Source organism: Micromonospora sp. NPDC051296, from assembly GCF_040682255.1.
GTDB classification, from domain to species: domain Bacteria; phylum Actinomycetota; class Actinomycetes; order Mycobacteriales; family Micromonosporaceae; genus Micromonospora; species Micromonospora craterilacus.
The window spans coordinates 24239-40658 of record NZ_JBFBAO010000014.1 but is presented as its reverse complement, the minus strand read 5'-3'; the positions used below and the strand labels follow the sequence as shown (position 1 = coordinate 40658).

14 protein-coding genes and 2 pseudogenes are annotated in these 16420 nt (G+C 73.6%); 11 read left to right on the top strand and 5 right to left on the bottom strand.

What is annotated here, in order from left to right:
* Window positions 1–407: pseudogene (locus AB0M52_RS03130) on the bottom strand (hypothetical protein); the annotation flags it as partial.
* Here AB0M52_RS03130 and AB0M52_RS03125 point away from each other — a divergent pair.
* The 6 genes and pseudogenes from AB0M52_RS03125 to AB0M52_RS03100 form a co-directional block, all read left to right on the top strand.
* Window positions 367–1605 (top strand): annotated as a pseudogene (locus tag AB0M52_RS03125) (hypothetical protein); the annotation flags it as partial. The pseudogenes AB0M52_RS03130 and AB0M52_RS03125 sit on opposite strands and share 41 nt — an antisense overlap.
* Before the next feature lie 22 nt (window positions 1606–1627).
* Complete coding sequence (locus tag AB0M52_RS03120; RefSeq protein ID WP_363948144.1) at window positions 1628–2602, top strand: alpha/beta hydrolase; 975 nt, start codon at window positions 1628–1630, stop codon at window positions 2600–2602.
* Complete coding sequence (locus tag AB0M52_RS03115; protein ID WP_363948141.1) at window positions 2599–3531, top strand: DUF3152 domain-containing protein; 933 nt, start codon at window positions 2599–2601, stop codon at window positions 3529–3531. Before AB0M52_RS03120 ends, AB0M52_RS03115 begins: the two co-directional genes overlap by 4 nt.
* Before the next feature lie 205 nt (window positions 3532–3736).
* A complete protein-coding gene (locus AB0M52_RS03110; RefSeq protein WP_363948138.1) occupies window positions 3737–4483 on the top strand; it encodes a DUF3152 domain-containing protein in 747 nt (248 codons plus the stop codon).
* A 137-nt stretch (window positions 4484–4620) separates the two neighbouring features.
* Window positions 4621–5802 (top strand): adenylyltransferase/sulfurtransferase MoeZ, encoded by a 1182-nt coding sequence (gene moeZ / locus AB0M52_RS03105; RefSeq protein WP_363948135.1) that lies wholly within the window; start codon window positions 4621–4623, stop codon window positions 5800–5802.
* A gap of 91 nt (window positions 5803–5893) precedes the next feature.
* Entirely contained in the window at window positions 5894–6715 is an 822-nt protein-coding gene (locus tag AB0M52_RS03100) for a prenyltransferase/squalene oxidase repeat-containing protein (RefSeq protein WP_363948132.1), read from the top strand.
* A 99-nt stretch (window positions 6716–6814) separates the two neighbouring features.
* Here the strand turns inward: AB0M52_RS03100 and AB0M52_RS03095 are convergent, their stop codons facing one another.
* Window positions 6815–8056: a glutamate-5-semialdehyde dehydrogenase gene (locus AB0M52_RS03095; protein ID WP_363948129.1), complete on the bottom strand. Its 1242-nt coding sequence runs from the start codon at window positions 8054–8056 to the stop codon at window positions 6815–6817.
* A gap of 19 nt (window positions 8057–8075) precedes the next feature.
* Window positions 8076–9233 carry a glutamate 5-kinase gene (gene proB, locus AB0M52_RS03090; protein ID WP_363948126.1) on the bottom strand — a complete coding sequence of 386 codons (1158 nt, stop codon included), beginning with the start codon at window positions 9231–9233 and terminating at the stop codon, window positions 8076–8078.
* Between the two features lie 13 nt (window positions 9234–9246).
* Here proB and AB0M52_RS03085 point away from each other — a divergent pair, with 13 nt between their 5' ends.
* The 3 genes from AB0M52_RS03085 (at window position 9247) to AB0M52_RS03075 (ending at window position 12501) form a co-directional block, all read left to right on the top strand.
* Window positions 9247–9561: an MGMT family protein gene (locus AB0M52_RS03085; RefSeq protein ID WP_137776551.1), complete on the top strand. Its 315-nt coding sequence runs from the start codon at window positions 9247–9249 to the stop codon at window positions 9559–9561.
* 32 nt (window positions 9562–9593) lie between these two features.
* Window positions 9594–10928, top strand: coding sequence for an MFS transporter (locus tag AB0M52_RS03080; RefSeq protein ID WP_363948123.1), 1335 nt, complete (start codon window positions 9594–9596; stop codon window positions 10926–10928).
* Between the two features lie 97 nt (window positions 10929–11025).
* A complete protein-coding gene (locus tag AB0M52_RS03075; RefSeq protein WP_363948121.1) occupies window positions 11026–12501 on the top strand; it encodes an aminotransferase class V-fold PLP-dependent enzyme in 1476 nt (491 codons plus the stop codon).
* 19 nt (window positions 12502–12520) lie between these two features.
* Here AB0M52_RS03075 and AB0M52_RS03070 read toward each other — a convergent pair whose 3' ends face one another.
* On the bottom strand, window positions 12521–13726 hold the full coding sequence (locus tag AB0M52_RS03070) for a hypothetical protein (RefSeq protein ID WP_363948118.1): 1206 nt from the start codon (window positions 13724–13726) through the stop codon (window positions 12521–12523).
* Window positions 13719–14279: a SigE family RNA polymerase sigma factor gene (locus AB0M52_RS03065; protein ID WP_363948115.1), complete on the bottom strand. Its 561-nt coding sequence runs from the start codon at window positions 14277–14279 to the stop codon at window positions 13719–13721. Before AB0M52_RS03065 ends, AB0M52_RS03070 begins: the two co-directional genes overlap by 8 nt.
* A 134-nt stretch (window positions 14280–14413) precedes the next feature.
* Here AB0M52_RS03065 and AB0M52_RS03060 point away from each other — a divergent pair, with 134 nt between their 5' ends.
* Entirely contained in the window at window positions 14414–14992 is a 579-nt protein-coding gene (locus AB0M52_RS03060) for an NADH-quinone oxidoreductase subunit B family protein (protein WP_363948112.1), read from the top strand.
* A gap of 69 nt (window positions 14993–15061) precedes the next feature.
* Window positions 15062–16378 carry a DUF2252 domain-containing protein gene (locus AB0M52_RS03055; RefSeq protein WP_363948109.1) on the top strand — a complete coding sequence of 439 codons (1317 nt, stop codon included), beginning with the start codon at window positions 15062–15064 and terminating at the stop codon, window positions 16376–16378.
* The last annotated feature ends 42 nt before the right edge of the window (window positions 16379–16420 follow it).

The window sequence follows — 16420 nt, the reverse complement described above, 5'->3', positions numbered from 1 at the left end:
AGTGCCCCGTCGGCCAGTGCCCCGTCGGCCAGCGGGCCGCCGTTCGCCGGGCCGCCGGCCAGTGCCCCACCGGCCAGCGGGCCGCCGTTCGCCGGGCCGCCGGCCAGTGCCCCACCGGCCAGCGGGCCGCCGTTCGTGGCGTCGTCGGCCAGCGCCCCGTCAGCCGGTGGGTCGCCCGGCGCACCGGAAGCCCGGCCCGAGCCGGCGTCGGCGCCGCCGGCCGCCCAGGCCGGTGCGGCGTCCGACGGGCCGTCCCATCGACCGTTCCGGCTCCGGCCGGTGCCCAGTGAGCCAGGGCCCGTCCCGCCCGCTCCGATTGCTGCCGCGCCCGGCCCGACCACGGCACCGGCGGCGACCGACCCGCTGGCCGGTCCGGCCGGCGGTGGGCCCGGCCGCCGTGAGCGCACCCCTTCCGCGCCCGTTCCGACGAGCGCTGCCCCCTACGCGGCACGTCGATCCGCGCCCGACCCGGTGCCGCCGGCGGAACCGTCCGGCGACCGGTCGCCGGACAGCACGTCGGCGGTGTTGCCGCAGCGCGTCCCCGCCGAGCCGGACGTGCCCGTCGTGCCGGAGCCGCCAGCCGTGGAGCCACCCGCCGAGACCCCGGAACTAGCCCGGATCGCCACCCATCTCCGTCGCGACGACGAGCCGGCGCCGTTGCGCGAGCGGCCCGAGGGCTTCGACGTCGACGCCATCCTCGACGCCGTGCGGGAGGTCGACGGCGTACGCGACGCGACCCTGCGCCGTACCCAGGCCGGTGCCCACAGCCTGCGCCTCGACCTCGCCGACGGTGCCGACCCGGCCGAGGTGAGCCGGCAGGTCGCCCGCCTGCTCCAGGAGCGGATGGGGCTGGCCGCCGCGCCGAGTGGTGCGCCCGGAGCGCCTGCCGCGCCGGTGCGTCGCCGGTCCACCGAGAACCGGGGTGGCGAGGCGGACGAGGCCCGCCCGCCCGCCGAGCCCCGCCGTCCCAACGCCCGCCCCGCGGGTGCCCGGGCGGAGGCCGTCACGGCCCGGGCCGAACCGGTGCCGGACACCTCGCGGCGGCGCCGTCAGGCACCCGCCCCGCACCGGGGTCGGGCCGCGGTGGAGGAAGCGGGACCGCCGGGCAGCCCGGCGACCCTCGGTGCCTCCTACTCCGGCGGGCAGTTGACCACCACCGAGTCCGCGCCGTCCCGGCCGCTGAACGCCGGCGGTGCGCCCGGTCCCCGAGTCGTGCTCGACCACGTCCAGGTGAGCACCTTCGGGCTCGACGCCACCGTCGAGGTCCGGCTGATCGCCGGCGAGCAGAGCGCGGCCGGCTACGCCACCGGCCCCGCCGTGGACGGGTACGTGCTGCGGCTCTGCGCGGTCGCCGCCGCGGCCGCGGTGGACGAGTTGCTACGCGGTGCCAGCACCACCGCCGACCGGGGGCGCTGCTTCGTGGAGCACGCCGCCGTGGTGCCGTTCGGCAACTGCGAGGTGGCCACCGTCGTGGTGCTGCTGGTCTGCGACGGGTGGGTCGAGCAGCTCGCCGGGTCCGCCCTGGTGGCCGGCGACCCCCGGCAGGCGGTGGTGCGGGCCTCCCTGGCTGCGGTGAACCGGCGGCTGGAGGCACTGCTGGCCTGAGCCGGCCGGGCAGACTGGAACGGTGAAGCCTGCCACCCTCTGGCCCGACCGACTGCTGCCCGTCCACTCGGTCCCGCCGCCCTGGCCCGGCCGCGCGGTACGCCTCGACGGGACGGTCACCTACGTGCGGGAGACGCCGGCCACCGGACCGGACGCGGAACCGGCGCTGTACGTGCACGGGCTGGGCGGCTCGTCGCAGAACTGGACCGACCTGGCGGGCCTGCTCGCCGACCGGCTCGACGGCCAGGCGATCGACCTGCCGGGCTTCGGCCGCAGCGAGCCGGGCCGGCGCTACACCCTGCCGGTCTTCGCGCAGCGGGTGGTCCGTTGGGTCGAGCACTCCGGCCGTGGGCCGGTGCACCTGTTCGGCAACTCGCTGGGCGGGGCGATCTCGGTGCGGGTGGCCGCGCTCCGGCCGGATCTGGTCCGGACGTTGACCCTGATTTCGCCAGCCCTGCCGTTCCTCGACTTCCGCCGGTCGTTGCAGGGTCGGATGCTTCCGTTGCTGGCGATCCCCCGGGGCGAGCGGCTGGCCGCCTGGCGGCTGGCCCAGACGGCGCCGGAGGTGATGGCCCAGCAGGTGATGGAGGCGTGCGTGGCCGACCTCAGTCGGATCTGCGACCAGCGCCGGCAGGAGGCGGTGGACGAGATCCTGGTGCGCTACCAGGCGGAGCACTACGCGGCGGCCTACCTTCGGACGTTCCGCGGGCTGGTCTCCAGCTTCGTGCGGTCGTACCTGCCGGGATCGGGATCGCTGTGGCGGATGGCCCGGAAGGTACGGGCGCCCACGCTGGTCGTCGGGGGCCGACAGGACCGCCTGGTCGACGTACGCGTGGCGCCGCAGACCGCCCGGGTGATCCCGGACAGCCGGCTGCTGTTGCTCGGCGGTGTCGGTCATGTGGCGCAGTTGGAGGTGCCCCGCCTGGTGGCCAGGGCGGTGGTCGGCCTGCTCACCGAGACGGGGGAATCCGCTCGCCGGGCCGACCTGGCAGGATGAGCCGAGTGCGTAGTCCCGGTAGCCATCGCCGCTCCGACCGGCACGCCCGTTCGCCGGTCCCGGTAGCGACCACCGCAGGCCGCCCGGGCGAGCAGCGGCCCCGACCGCGCCGGTCCGGTGCCGTCGTCCGCACCGTCGTGCTGCTGGCCGCGGTCGGCGCCGCGGTGGCGATGGTCGCCGGCGGAAACGGCGCGCTCCGGGGCTCCGCCGGTGCCGGCGAGGTGACCCCGACGCCCTCCCCGACGGTGGTGATCCCGCCGCCGCCCGTGGCGAGCCCGTCGCCTTCGCCGACCAAGGTGACCCCGTCGCCCGAGGCACCGATGTTGCAGCAGCCCGGGCCGGTTCCGTCGCGCGGGACGGGCCGTTTCGGCTACGACGATCGGGTGGGTCCGGTGCTGGGCACCGCCGGCACGGTGCGGCGCTACCGGGTCGCGGTGGAGTCCGGTTCCGGTGCGGACGCGAGCGAGTTCGCGCTGGCCGTGCGGACCGCGTTAACCGGCCCGGGAAGCTGGGTGGACAGCGGGCGGCTACGGTTGCGGCAAGTGGAGGCCACCTCCCGGTACGACTTCACCGTCTACCTGGCGACGGCCGCGACGGCGGGTCAGATGTGCGCCGCCGGTGGCGTCGACATCCGGATCGGCGGGCGCCCCTACACCTCCTGCCGTACCTCGGGCAAAGTGATCATCAATCTGGATCGGTGGCGGCTGTCGGTGCCGCACTTCGTCGAGGCCGGGGTGCCGCTGTCGGTCTACCGCAACTACGTGATCAACCACGAGGTCGGGCACCAGTTGGGCAATCGGCACGAGCGTTGCCCGGGGCGGGGTGAGCCGGCCCCGGTGATGATGCAGCAGACGCTGTTCCTCAAGGGCTGCGTGGCGAATCCCTGGCCGTACCTCGACGGCCGGCGCTATGCCGGACCCCCGCTCTGAGCAGCGAGGACGCGTCGCAGGCGACTCCGTAATGCGGGTATATGCCCGATAAGGGTGAGACGATGGTTTCATGCCGTCTTCACCCCTTCGTGACCCGTGCGGCGCACAGGATCGGCCGGCCGGACCACGGGCACCGACCGAACGGCCGGCGGGAGCGCCGGCATCAGTGGGCCGGCCGGCGAGACCGCGGGCGGCCACGGTACGGATGCGTCGGCGGCGCCGTCGCGCCGTCACCCTCGGGCTGACCCTGGTCCTCGCGGCCACCGCCGGGGTGCTGTTGGCCCGGTCCGGCGACCGGGCCTCGGGGCCGGAACCGGCGAGCCGGAAGCGGATCGCGTACGGGGCGGGAGCGGGGGCGGACGAGCCGGCGTCGCCCAGCGGGTACCCGAGAACAGGTGCCGGCAGCTTCGCGGTGGCCGGTGGAGAGTCTCCGGTGCAGGGCCTCGACGGGCGGCTGACGCGCTACCGGGTGGCCGTCGAGCAGGGCACCGGCCAGGATCCGGACGTCTTCGCGGCCGACGTCGACGCGGTACTGGCCGATCCACGCAGCTGGATCGGCTCCGGTGAGCTGCGGGTGCAGCGGATCGCCGAGGCGGAACGCGCGGACTTCACCGTCTATCTGGCCACCCCGGTCACCTCGGAGGTGATGTGTGCCGAGGGGGGCCTGAGTACGGAGGGCTACACGTCCTGCCGGCTGCCCGGCAAGGTGATCATCAACCTGGCGCGCTGGCTGGAGGCCGTGCCGGACTACGGGGCGCCGCTGGCGGTCTACCGGGCGTACGTGGTCAACCACGAGGTCGGGCACGAGTTCGGGGAGGGGCACGAGGCGTGTCCCGTCCCGGGCCGGCCGGCGCCGGTCATGCAGCAGCAGACGTACGGCCTGGCCGGCTGCCTGGCCAACGCCTGGCCCTTCCGCGACGGCCACCGGTACGCCGGCGACCCCCTTCCCTGAACCGGCCGGTGTCGCTCGGCGGGCCGGTTATTCCCGCTCCCGGATGCCGGGCGACGTGGCCCTGCTCATGGTCGATGGGCGCGTCGGCGAGCGACAATGGCCCGGTTGTCCACCACATCGATTCCGGGGAGTCCACCGTGTCGTTGCCCCCGCTCGTCGAACCCGCCGCCGAGCTGACCGTTGACGAGATCCGCCGCTACTCGCGCCACCTGATCATCCCGGACGTCGGGGTCACCGGGCAGAAGCGGCTGAAGAACGCCCGGGTGCTCTGTGTCGGCGCCGGCGGCCTCGGTTCCCCCGCGTTGCTGTACCTAGCCGCCGCCGGGGTCGGCACGCTCGGCATCATCGACTTCGACACCGTCGACGAGTCCAACCTTCAGCGCCAGGTCATCCACGGTGTCTCCGATGTCGGCCGGTCCAAGGCCGAGTCGGCCGCGGCGAGCATCCGTGAGATCAACCCGCTGGTCAACGTCGAGATCCACAACACCGCGCTGGACCGGGACAACGTCCGCGAGATCTTCGCCCAGTACGACCTGATCGTCGACGGTACGGACAACTTCGCCACCCGGTACATGGTCAACGACGCGGCGGTGCTGCTCGGCAAGCCGTACGTCTGGGGGTCGATCTACCGCTTCGACGGCCAGGCGTCGGTGTTCTGGGCCGAGCACGGCCCCTGCTACCGCTGCCTCTACCCGGAGCCCCCGCCGCCCGGCATGGTGCCCTCCTGCGCGGAGGGCGGCGTGCTCGGCGTGCTCTGCGCCTCGATCGGCTCGATCCAGGTCAACGAGGCGATCAAGCTGCTCGCCGGCATCGGCGAGCCGCTGGTCGGCCGGCTGATGGTCTACGACGCCCTGGAGATGAGCTACCGCAAGATCAAGGTGCGCAAGGATCCGAACTGCGTGCTCTGCGGCGAGAACGCGACCCTCACCGACCTGCTGGAGGACTACGAGGACTTCTGCGGCGCGGTGTCGGTCGAGGCCCAGGAGGCGGTGGTCGACGCGACCATCACCGCGGCCGAGCTGAAGGAGTGGCAGGACGCCGGCAAGGACATCTTCCTGGTCGACGTGCGCGAGCCGGCCGAGTACGAGATCGTCCGCATCCCCGGCGCCACCCTGATTCCCAAGGGCGAGATCCTCTCCGGCGAGGCGTTGGCCAAGCTGCCGCAGGACCGGCAGATCGTGCTGCACTGCAAGTCCGGCGTCCGCTCCGCCGAGGCGCTCGCCGCGCTGAAGGCGGCCGGCTTCCGGGATGCCGTCCACGTCCAGGGTGGGGTGCTCTCCTGGATCAAGCAGATCGACCCGTCGCTGCCCGCGTACTGACGAACGCACAGGTCGGAGCGGGCTTTCCGCCCGCTCCGACCTCGGCCGATTCACCGAGGCGCGATCACGTTCGCGCCGGTAGCGTGGCCGCGTGGTCGACATCGACGCCGCGATCGGGTTCGTGGTGGCTCACGGGGACGCGGTGGAGCGTGCCCGTCTGTCGTGGTTGCGAACCGGTACGCCGCCTCCGGAGGAGGTGCTCGACAGTGCGGAGGTCGGCCAGACCCTGGGCGGTGGCTGGCCGGCGTCCTGGGGTGACGAGGTCGCCTCGGTCGACGCGACCTGCTTCCGCCTCTCCGAGTTGGACGATCTCGGCGCGCTGGGCCGCCCGGCCGCCCGCCGGGCGCTGGACTGGCTCGCCGCCGCCCAGCAGCGGGACGGCTGCTGGGAGGAGGACAAGGCGCTCGCCGACACCGCCCCCGAGTGGGCCCGGCCGGGCGACCCGGAGGCCCGGCTCTTCCTGACCGCCTACGCTGCCTTCTGGCTCACTGTGGCCGGCCTGGACGCCCGGGCCGCCGGTCCGCTCGACCACCGGGTCGGCGGGGCGTACGCCGGCGTGGTGCAAGCTGCCGGGCAGGCGCTCGCCGCCCAGCTGCGCCCGGACGGCAGCTGGCCGTCATTCCTGGCCGCCGGCTGGCTGAGCGCAGCGGTCCTGCACCGGCAGCAGATGTTCTACGAGTCGGCGCGGATCAAGGCGGTGCTCGCCGAGCGGATCCCGCAGGCGTCGCCGACCGACGCCGCCTGGCTGGCCGCGACGCTGCGCCGGGTCGGCGTCGACGAGCAGGAGTGGACGCTGGTGGCGGCCCGCCGCCGGCTGACCGAGACGCAACGCAGCGACGGCGGCTGGAGCAGCGACGACGGCCACCAATTCGACGTGCACGCCACCCTGGCCGTGATCCGCGCCTTCCGCTGACGCCCCTCCGTGTCGATCCCGTTGATCGAGGGGTTTCGGTCCGGAAACCGTCTAGGCGTGACGCAAACTCTTTGATCAACCGGGTGGGGTCGGGGGCGGCTAACGAACGTGGCCGTTGCCGGTGACCACGTACTTCGTGCTGGTCAGCTCGGGCAGGCCCATCGGGCCGCGGGCGTGCAGCTTCTGGGTGGAGATGCCGATCTCGGCACCGAAGCCGAACTCGCCGCCGTCGGTGAACCGGGTCGAGGCGTTGACCATCACCGCCGCCGAGTCCACCCGGGCCACGAACTCCCGGGCGGCCGACTGGGAGTCGGTGACGATCGCCTCGGTGTGGCCGCTGCCGTACCGCCGGATGTGCGCGACCGCCGCGTCGAGCGAGTCGACGACGGCGACCGAGATGTCCGCCGAGAGATATTCGGTGGCGAAGTCCTCGTCGCCGGCCGGGACCACGGCGTCGGAGTACGCCGCCGTGCGGGCGTCGCCGTGCACGGTGACCCCGGCCTCGGCGAACGCGCCCAGCATCGGCGGCAGGAAGGCGTCGGCCACCGACGCGTGCACCAGCAGCGACTCGGCGGTGTTGCAGGTGGACAGCCGCTGCGTCTTGGCGTTCAGCGTGATCGACACGGCCATCGACAGGTCAGCGGCGGCGTCCACGTAGACGTGGCAGTTGCCCACCCCGGTCTCGATCACCGGCACCGTCGACTCCTCGACCACCGTCCGGATCAGCGACGCGCCGCCGCGTGGGATCAGCACGTCGACCAGGCCCCGGGCCCGCATCAGCTCCTTGACCGAGTCGCGGGAGGCGGCGTCGAGCAGCTGCACCGCGTCCGCCGGCAGGCCGGCACCGGCGATCGCGTCGCGGAGCACCGCCACCAGCGCCGCGTTGGAGTGCGCGGCCGAGGAGGAGCCGCGCAGCAGCGCCGCGTTACCGGACTTCAGGCAGATGCCGGCGGCGTCCACGGTCACGTTCGGCCGGGCCTCGTAGATGATGCCGACCACGCCGAACGGCACCCGGATCTGCCGCAGCTCCAGCCCGTTGGGCAGGGTCGCGCCACGGACCACCTCGCCCACCGGGTCCGGCAGCGCGGCCATCTGGCGCAGCGCGTCGGCGATGCCGGCCACCCGGCCCTCGTCGAGGGCGAGCCGGTCCAGCACGGCCGCGCTCAGCCCGGCCTCGCGCCCGGCCGCCAGGTCCGCGCCGTTCGCGGTCAGGATCTCCGGGGTACGCGCCACCAGCGCGTCGGCCATCGCGTGCAGCGCGGCGTCCTTGGCGGTACGCGTTGCCACGGCCAGCGCCTCCGCCGCCGTACGCGCCCGGCGGGCCTGCTCGCTCACGCTCATCCCATGCTCCTTCGGGTAATCACAGCAGCACCAGGTCGTCGCGGTGGACGACCTCCCGTTCGTACGCCGGGCCGAGCGCCGCGGCGAGGTCGGCGGTGGAGCGCCCGAGCAGGCCGGGCAGTTCGACCGCGTCGTAGTTGACCAGCCCCCGGGCGACCGGCGCGCCGGAGGTGTCGACCAGGTCGACCGGGTCGCCGGCGGTGAACGCCCCGTCCACCGCGGTGATCCCCGCCGGCAGCAGCGACTTGCGGCGGCCCACCACCGCGGCGACCGCGCCCGGGTCGAGGTGCAGCCGCCCCCGGGGCGCGGTGGCGTGGGCGAGCCAGAACAGTCGGGCGGCCGGGCGCCGGGGGCTGGGGTGGAAGAACGTGCCGACCGGCTCGCCGGCCAGCGCCGCGACGGCCTGGGCGGCGGAGGTGAGCACCACCGGGATGCCGAACCCGGTGGCGATCCGCGCCGCCTCGACCTTGGTCACCATGCCGCCGGTGCCGACCCCCGACCGGCCGGTGCCGCCGATGTCGACGCCGGCGAGGTCCGCCTCGTCGCGTACCTCGGCGATGCGACGGGAGCCGGCGCGCGACGGGTCACCCGTCCAGAGCGCGTCCACGTCCGAGAGGAGCACCAGCAGGTCGGCGTCGACCAGCGCGGCCACCAGCGCGCCCAGCCGGTCGTTGTCGCCGAACCGGATCTCCTCGGTGGCCACCGTGTCGTTCTCGTTGACGATCGGCACCGCCCGCAGGTCGAGCAGCTTGCGCAGGGTGCGGTACGCGTTGCGGTAGTGGGCCCGGCGGGTCACGTCGTCGACGGTGAGCAGCACCTGCCCGACGGTGCGGCCGTGCCGGGCGAACGCGGCGGCGTACCGCCCGATCAGCAGGCCCTGGCCGACGCTGGCGGCGGCCTGCTGGGTGGCCAGGTCGCGCGGTCGCCGGGTCAACCCGAGCGGTGCCAGACCTGCGGCGATCGCGCCGGAGGAGACGAGCACCACCTCGCGGCCGTCGACCGTCCGGGTGCCGAGGGCGTCGACGAGCGCGTCGAGCCGCCCGTCGTCCAGCCCGCCGGTGGCGGTGGTCAACGAGGATGATCCGATCTTGACGACGACTCGCCGGGCCGTCGTGACTGCGTCGCGCACCCGCCTATTCTGCGTGGTCGTCCGCGCGGCCCCTCCGGCCGTTCCCATACTCTGGCCGCTTGTGACTCCTGACGAGTACGTCGAGGCGGTGCTGGAGCTGGTCGACCGGATCCCAACCGGCCGGGTGATGTCGTACGGGGCGGTGGCCGACGCCCTGGCCGAGCGCAGCGGCCGGGCGTCGGCCCGACTGGTCGGGTCGATCATGGCCCGGCACGGCGGTGGCGCACCCTGGCACCGGGTGGTCAACGCGTCCGGCGGCATGCCGCCCCGGCTCGCGGCCGAGGCGCGGGCGCGGTGGCTCGCCGAAGGTACGCCGCTGCGCCAGGACCGGGTGGACATGCGGGCGGCCACCTGGTGGCCCGGTGAGGGGATGTGACCGACGCCATAACGTGAGTAACATTCGGCGTCATGAGCGCGCCACTGGCAACCCTGCCGCGCAAGGTGCACGCCGGCTACGCGCTCGGCTCGCTGGCCACCGGGGCGTTCGGCACCGTGCCGGGGCTGTTGCTGCTGCCGTACCTCACCGACACGCTCGGCGTGGCCGCGGGCGTGGCGGCCCTGCTGGTGCTGCTGCCGAAGGCGTGGGACGTGCTGGTCAACCCGGTGGCCGGGCGGATCTCCGACCGCACCCGGTCGCGCTGGGGTGCCCGCCGGCCCTACCTGCTGATCGGTGGGCTGGCGCTGGCCGTGCTCTTCGGGTCGATCTTCGCCGCGCCGTTCGGCGCAGGTCCGGCCGCCGGGGCGTACGTCGCGGTCGCCTTTCTGGCCACGGCCACCGCGTTCGCCTTCTTCCAGGTGCCGTACGTGGCGATGCCGGCCGAGCTGACCAGCGACTACGCCGAACGTACCCGGATGATGACCTGGCGGATCGCGGTGCTGGCGCTGGCCATCCTGGTCTCCGGGGCAGTGGCCCCGCTGGTCCGCGACGCAGCCGGCGGGGGCGTGCCGGGGCACCGCTGGATGGGGGCGTTCGTCGCCGCCCTGATCGCGCTGGGCGCGGTCGGCGCCTTCCTCGGCACCCGGTCCGCCCCGCAGGGCACGGTCGGGGCCAGCGAGCCCAGCCTCCGTGCCCAGCTCGCCGTCGCCGGCCGCAACCGGCCGTTCCGGGTGCTGCTGCTCTGCTTCGTGGTGCAGTCCGCCGGGGTGGCGACGATCCTCGCCGGGGTCCAGTACTTCGCCGACCAGATCCTGCGGGACTCGGCAACCGGCCCAACCGTCCTGTTCGTCTGCTTCGTCGGGCCGGCGCTGGTGGTGATGCCGCTGTGGTCCCGGGTGGGTGCCCGGCTCGGCAAGCTGGCCGGCCTGGTCGCCGCGTCGCTGATCCTGGCCGCCGGTGGACTGGCGCTGGTCGCCGCGCCGGTGCTGCCCGCCGCCGTGATCTACCTGCTGGTCGCGCTGATCGGCGTCGGGTACGCCGGGCAGCAGGTGTTCGCGCTGGCCATGCTGCCGGACTGCATCGCCTACGACACCGCGCGCACCGGCCGCCGGCAGGCCGGCGTCTTCACCGGCCTGTGGACAGCCGGCGAGACCTTCGGCCTAGCCCTCGGACCCGGCATCTACGGCCTGGTGCTCGCCCTCACCGGCTACGTCTCCTCCGCCACCGGCACCGCCGCCCCCCAATCCGACACCGCCCGCCTCGGCGTCCTCCTGGGCTTCACCATCCTCCCCGCCCTCCTGATCGCCCTACCCACCCTCCTCCTCCGCCCCTACGACCTAACCCCCACCCGCATTACCACCCCCTGACCCCCACCCCACCCCACCCCACCCCCACTCCGCCGATCATGGAGTTGTGGTGGGGAAGGAAAGCCGCCAAGCCGCACGGAAAGGGCACCATTACTCCATGATCGACGAAGACCGGTCGGCGTTGCCTGTGCACGGGGTGCCGGGGGAGCGGGTGTTGGCGGAGATCCGGGAGTTGCGGGGGATGGACCGGCCCACGCATGGGGGGCGGCTGTTCGCGTACGTGTACGACCCGGGCGTGGCGGGGCTGGACGCGCTGGCCGCCGCCGCGTACGCCGAGAGCGCCCACGTAAACGGGCTCGACCCGACCGCCTTTCCATCCCTGCTGGCGATGGAGAACGCGCTGGTCGGTGCGGCGGCACGGCTGCTCGGCGGCGGGCCGGGCACGAGCGCGCCGGATGTGGTCGGCAGCGTCACCAGCGGGGGAACCGAGTCGCTCATCCTGGCCGTCAAGGCCGCCCGGGACGCCCGGCCGGACGTTGCCGCGCCCCGGATCGTGGTACCGGCCAGCGCCCACGCCGCGTTCGCCAAGGCGGCCCACTACCTGCGGGTGGAACTCGACCCGGTGCCGCTCGACCCGGTGACCCTGCGGCCGGCGGTCGCCGACATGGCCGCCGCGATCCGGCCGGAGACGGTGCTGGTGGCCTGCTCCGCCCCGTCGTACGCGCACGGCGTCATCGACCCGGTGGAACAGGTCGCCGAGGTGGCCGCCGCGGCCGGGGTGCGCTGCCACGTGGACGCCTGCTTCGGCGGCTGGACCCTGCCGTACCTGCGCCGCCTCGGCGCGCCGGTGCCCGCGTTCGACTTCGCCGTGCCCGGGGTCACCTCCATCTCGGTGGACCTGCACAAGTACGCGTACGCCCCGAAGGGGGTCTCGGTGCTGCTGCACCGCGACCCGGCGCTGCGCGCCCCGCAGTACTTCGCGTACGCCGACTGGCCCGGGTACACGATGATCAACCCGGTGATCTCCTCCACCCGGTCCGGCGGCCCGATCGCCGCCGCGTACGCCACCCTGCGGCACCTCGGCGACGACGGCTACCTGGAGCTGACCCGCCGGACCCGGGAGGCGGTAGGGGTGCTGGCCGACGCGGTGCGCGACGTCGACGGGCTGCGGCTGGTCGCCGAGCCCGAGTCGACCGTGGTCTGCTTCACCGCCACCGATTCCGGGCCCGACCTGTTCGTGCTGGTCGACGAGCTGGCCGCGCGCGGCTGGCACACCCAACCCCAGCTGACGTACGCCGGCCTGCCGCGCAGCGTGCACCTGACGGTGGCCGCGGCGGTGGCACCCCGGGCGGCGGAGTTCGGGCCGGCGCTGACCAACGCGGTGGCCGCGGCGCGGGCGCACGGCCCGGTCGTGCTGCCACCGCAACTGCTGGCTCTCGCCGGCAGCCTGACCTCGGAGGCGCTCACTCGGGAGCTGGTCGCCGGGCTGGCCGACGGGCTCGGTCTGGCCGGCCGCGCCGGTCTGCCGGACCGGATGGCAGTGGTGAACACCCTGCTCGACGCTGCCCCGGTGCCGTTGCGGGAACGGCTGCTCGTGGAGTTCGTCGGGCTGCTGCAACGCCCGACCTGGTAGGTCGGGCGTTGCAGCTCGGTCAGCGGCTCGTCCGCAGATCGACGGAGTTGTCCTGCGGCTTCCGGTCCTGCCAGTGCCGGTCCTGGCCGTCGAAGTGGACGACCAGCAGACTCGGTTCGGGGTCCGCCTCGGCAGGGTCGACCAGGAACCGGAAGGTGTAGCTCCGCCGCGCGCCGGACCGTAGACCGTCCAGCAGGCAGGCCTCGCCCCAAGAAATCGCCACCATCCGGCACCGGGAAAGGTCGCCTCCGGCCCGCTCGCCCACGCTGAGGATCTCGAAGCCGAGCCGGGGCACGTCGACCGGACCCTTGTTGGTAACCGTGACGGTGAGCGAGGCGGTCCGCCCGCCGTCGGTGTCGGGCGGGTCGAGCACCAGCTCACCCGTGGTCAGGGTGAGATCGGTCAGCCGGGGGTCGGTGCCGAACTTCGCCGGTCCGGCCGTCTGGTCGAAGCGGGTACCGGTCCACGCGTACGTCCGCCACTGCTGCTGCGGCCACCACTTGGGGGCGTCGCAGCAGGGCTGGATGTCGGCTACCGCCACCCGGACCGTCCCGTCGGAGGCCACCGAGACCTCCGTGATGTCGCCCAACCCCTCGCGGGTGCCGACCACCTGGCCCAGGGTGACGATCCGGCCGGCGTCGTCCCGGGAGAAGGCGACCACCTGTTTGGCCAGGGTCTCGCCGAACCGGCAGGCGACCAGGGCGATCGTGTCAGTGCGGCCGTCGCCGTCCAGGTCGCCGTAGCGGAGTTCGCCCCGCAGCTCCGGCCGTTGCCCCCGCTGCGGCTCGCGCAGCCGGACGTCCTGCGTGGTGCAGGTCGTCGGGGGGTACGGCGGCCAGTCGGGAAGGCCGACGCGCGCCGCGAGCAGCTGAGCCCGGCTGATCCGGCCGTCCGACCCGGCCGGGGTGCGACCGGACGCGCCGGACGTCGGTGTCGGGGTGGCCGACGACGGCGTTCCCGTCGGAGTCGGTGTTTCCGCCGGTGTCGGCTCGCCGGTCTGTGCCGGTAGCGGCGGCGGGTCGGTGCGGCCCAGGCGTGCGTGCGCGCCCAGCGGCACCACGACGGCGAGCACCACGGCCGCCGCGACGGCCACCGTCGCCCGCTGGCGCCGCCGGCGCACCGTGAGCCGTACGGCGTCCGTCCCGGCCGGCCGCACCGCCGGGCCGTACGTCGCCCGGAACGCGGCGAACTCGCCGCTGACCAGGATGTCCTCGGGTTTAGTCATGGTCGTCCACCTCCCTGGTGCCGGTCAGTTGCACGGCCAGCGCCACTCGACCCCGGTGCAGCCAGGACTTGACCGTGCCCGCCGGCACCCCTTCCTGTTCCGCGATCTGGGTGACACTGAGATCCGCCAGGTAGTGCAGCACCATCGCCCGGCGCTGGGTGGCGGGCAGCTGGGCCAGGGCGGCGGTCAGCGCCACCCGTTCGGGTCCCGGCCCCGCCACGTGCTCCTGCCGCTGCCGGCGCAGCCAGGACTGGGCGGTTCGCATCCGCCGCCAGCGGCTGGTGGCGAGGTTCCAGGCGACTCGGCGTACCCAGCCCACCGGGTCGTCGTACCGGGACACCCGCGACCAGCGGGCGAACGCCCGGCAGAATGCCTCCTGGACCAGGTCCTGTGCCTGCGACAGGTCACCGCAGTACGCGGCGAGCTGGAGCGTCAGGAACCGGAAATGTGTGTGGTAAAGCTCGTCGAAGTCGATTCCCTCGGCTGGTGCCGGCGGCTCTGTCGCCTCGTCCGGGGGTGGTTCCCCGAGCCGTGGTTTCCTGGTCACCATCATTTGTCCTCCCCGCCTGCGCCAGCATCGCGCGATCAACGCCGGTCACACGCCTTGAGGCGGGCGAGGGTTGCGGGGGTTGGCAACTCCGGCGCTGTGGTTGACTGTCACACCGGGGACAGACGAGGGAGGCAGAGGTGCAGCTGCCGGCGGTGCTCGGCGAGCCGATCCGGTTCGTGCTCAACTGGGGTCGGCGGTACTCGCTCTGGGTCTTCAACTTCGGGCTGGCCTGCTGCGCCATCGAGTTCATCGCGACCAGCATGTCCCGGCACGACTTCATGCGCCTCGGCGTGATCCCGTTCGCGCACGGGCCCCGGCAGGCCGACCTGATGGTGGTCTCCGGCACGGTCACCGACAAGATGGCCCCGGCGATCAAGCGGCTCTACGACCAGATGCCCGAGCCGAAGTACGTCATCTCGTTCGGTGCCTGCTCCAACTGCGGCGGCCCGTACTGGGACTCGTACTCGGTGACCAAGGGCGTCGACCAGCTCATCCCGGTCGACGTCTACGTGCCCGGCTGCCCGCCCCGGCCGGAGGCGCTGCTGCACGGCATCCTCCGTCTTCAGGAGAAGATTGCCGCCGAGCAGTCCGGCATCGGTGGCGTGCCCCGCCCCGACCTGCTCGCCCCACCGGTCGACGCCCCGCCGAGCGACGGCGCGGCACCCCGTTCCGTCGCCTCCCTCACCGCCCCGCCCGTACGCCCGCCAACACCCTGACCGGCTCGGGGCAAGGCCGGGCCGGTCGGCCGGCCGTCGCGGTGGTGGAGCTTCGCTAGCGTACGGACCATGACCGATGTCGCGGAGCAGCGTTCCGATTTCATCGTCGGGGTGCTGACCGAGGAGTTCGGCGCCCTGATCGCACTCGACCCGGCCGCCTTCCGCCGCAAGTTCCGCAAGATGGCCGCCTCCCCGTTCGCCTTCTACCGCGGCAGCGCCAGCCTCTTCTACGCCGACCAGCGCGGCGACTTCGCCGACGACCGCTTCCTGGACGGGCGGACAAGTCGGGTGTGGATCCACGGCGATCTGCACGCGGAGAACTTCGGCACCTACATGAACGGCTCCGGTCAGCTGGTCTTCAACGTCAACGACTTCGACGAGGCGTACGTCGGGCCGTTCACCTGGGACCTGCGGCGGTTCGTCGCCAGTGTGGCGCTGATCGGCTACGGCAAGGCCCTCTCCGATCGGGTGATCAGCGACCTGGTCGCCGGCTTCGCCCACTCGTACCTGACCGAGCTGCGGGCCATCGCCGCCGGCGGGGACGACGCGATCGGTTCGATCACCCTGGACAATGCCGACGGGGTGCTGCGCCGGGTGCTCCAGCGGGCGCGGCTCAACACCCGGGTCGGCCTGCTCTCCGCGCAGACCACGATCGACAGCTACGAGCGACGGTTCTCCCTCGGCGACGGGGTCTACCAGGTCGACGGCGACATCAGGGCGCGGGTCTGCGCGGCGTTCGAGGACTACCTCGCCACCCTGCCGGCCGCGACCACCCGGGAGCGTCCGCTCTCAGCGCACATCAAGGACGTGGTGCTGCGTAAGGGCGTGGGCATCGGGTCGGCCGGCCTGCCGTCGTACAACCTCCTGCTGGAGGGGCACACCCAGGCGCTGGAGAACGACGTCGTCATCTACATGAAGCAGGCGCAGGTGCCGGCCGTGGCCCGGCACGTCGACGACGAACGCGTCCGTGGCTACTTCCGGCACCAGGGGCACCGCACCGCCGAGTCGCAGCGCGCGTTGCAGGCGCACGCCGATCCCTGGGTGGGCTTCACCGAGCTGGAGGGCGTCGGCCAACTCGTCGCCGAGGTCTCCCCGTACGCGGCAGACCTCGACTGGGCGGATGTGAACGAGCCGGCGGAACTGGCCGGTGTGCTGGCCGACCTGGGCCGGTCGGTCGCCCGGATGCACTCGGTCGCCGACGATGAGTCCAGCCATGACCTGGTCGACTACTCCACCGAGGAGGCGATCGTCGCGGCGGTGGACGCCGAGGCGGAGGGCTTCGTCACCCATCTGGTGGATTTCGCGCACGCGTACGGGCTGCGGGCGCGCGAGGACCATCAACTCTTCGTGGACCTGTTCCGCAACGGCCGGCTTCCGGGCGTCTGAGGTGCCGAGACGCCTGCCGCGTTCGCTGGCCTGGACCCTGCT